Below are 1,700 nucleotides of genomic sequence, written 5' to 3'. Positions count from 1 at the left end.
AAAAATGCTGTACGACAATGGTCAGCTGCTGAGCCTTTATGCCGAAGCTTACCAATGCTCTAGACTACCTTTATTTAAAGAAGTGGCCATAGAAACCATAGGCTGGCTAAAAAGAGAAATGATTTCTCCGGAAGGCTTATTTTATGCTGCGCTTGATGCAGATAGCGAAGGGGTAGAGGGTAAGTTTTATGTTTGGTCGGCAGACGAGTTTGAAGTATTAACTGAAGGCGATCATCAGCTTTTAGCTAAATATTACCATGTTAGCGAAGAAGGAAATTGGGAAGAGGAGCAAACGAACATCCTTTTTAGGCGTGTTACGGATGAAGAATTTGCTCAAAAGGAAGGTTTGGCGCTTGAAGACCTGCAGATGAAAGTAAAAATGGCTAAAGAAAAGCTGTTGCAACATCGGAGTGCAAGGGTGCGCCCCGGCTTGGATGATAAATGCCTTACGGCATGGAATGCCATGATGATTAAGGGACTTGCCGAAAGTGCCGGTATCTTTGCTGAGCAGGAATACCTGGAGCTGGCCAAAAAAGCCGCTCAATTTATTTTATCTGATTTAAGGACTGAAAACGGTGGTTTATACCGTAATTATAAAAATGGCAAGGCAAGCATTGCGGGTTTCTTAGATGATTATGCCTTTTTTATTGATGCTTTAATTGCCTTATACCAGGCAGATTTTAACGAATACTGGTTGCTGGAAGCTAAAAAGCTAACCGACCTGGTGCTCGCAGATTTCAATGACCCTCACAGTCCTATGTTGTTTTATACCAGTGCCAGCAGCGAAGCTTTAATTGCCCGCAAGCATGAAATTATGGATAATGTTATTCCTTCATCTAATTCTGCAATGGCACAAAACCTGCATACCCTGGGTTTATTGTTTGATGAGCAAAGTTACCTTTTCAAAGCATCGGCCATGTTGGCTGCGGTAAAACCACAGTTGAAAACCTATGGCTCGGCCTATTCTAACTGGGCCATACAAATGCTAAATGAAGTGTTCAGTACCAATGAAATTGCTATTGCCGGCAACGGCTTTGCAGAAATGGTTAAGGAGTTGAATAACAACTATATTCCAAATAAAATTACAATTGCAGGAACAAATTCTTCACTCCCTTTGTTAAAAGATAAGCAAAGCATAGAAACAAAAATATATATTTGCCGAAATAATGCATGTCAGCTGCCTGTAAACACAGTTGAGGAGGCACTAAAATTAATAAATTAAATTAGATTCTAATGAGTATTAAACCTAATACAGTAGTTTCCTTAACGTATGAGTTGCATACGACTAACGAAGAAGGACAACAAGTTTTTGTAGAAAAAGCCGATGAGCAAAATGCATTAGTTTTTTTATATGGTGCAGGTATGATGTTGCCAAAATTTGAAGAGCATTTACTTGGTTTAAATGTTGGTGATGAGTACAGCTTTGAGCTTTCTGCAGCAGATGGTTACGGTGAAATCGATCCGGGAGCTTTTGCAGATTTACCTAAAGATATGTTCAAAGAAGTCGATCTTCCAAATGTTGGAGATATTATTCCTTTGCAAGATAACCAGGGAAATCACTTCAGAGCTGGTGTTACTGCCGTTCATGAAGAAACTGTTTCTGTAGATTTAAACCACCCAATGGCTGGTAAAAACTTAATCTTTGCTGGTAGAATAATCTCAGAACGTGAAGCAACTGCTGACGAATTAAGTCACGGTCA

The 1,700-nt window shown here is 39.8% G+C and carries 2 protein-coding genes; both read left to right on the top strand.

The features are described from left to right. The coding region (locus tag ACR2F7_RS14485) for a thioredoxin domain-containing protein (protein ID WP_432714258.1) at window positions 1-1,222 on the top strand (1,222 nt) is incomplete at its 5' end. An 11-nt stretch (window positions 1,223-1,233) separates the two neighbouring features. Next, window positions 1,234-1,700 (top strand): FKBP-type peptidyl-prolyl cis-trans isomerase (locus ACR2F7_RS14480; protein WP_432714257.1); only part of this gene is annotated, 467 nt, incomplete at its 3' end.

It is taken from the genome of Pedobacter sp., from assembly GCF_045628745.1.
Lineage (GTDB): Bacteria > Bacteroidota > Bacteroidia > Sphingobacteriales > Sphingobacteriaceae > Pedobacter.
Note: the sequence above shows the minus strand (reverse complement) of the source record. Positions and strands in the feature narration are given on the sequence as shown.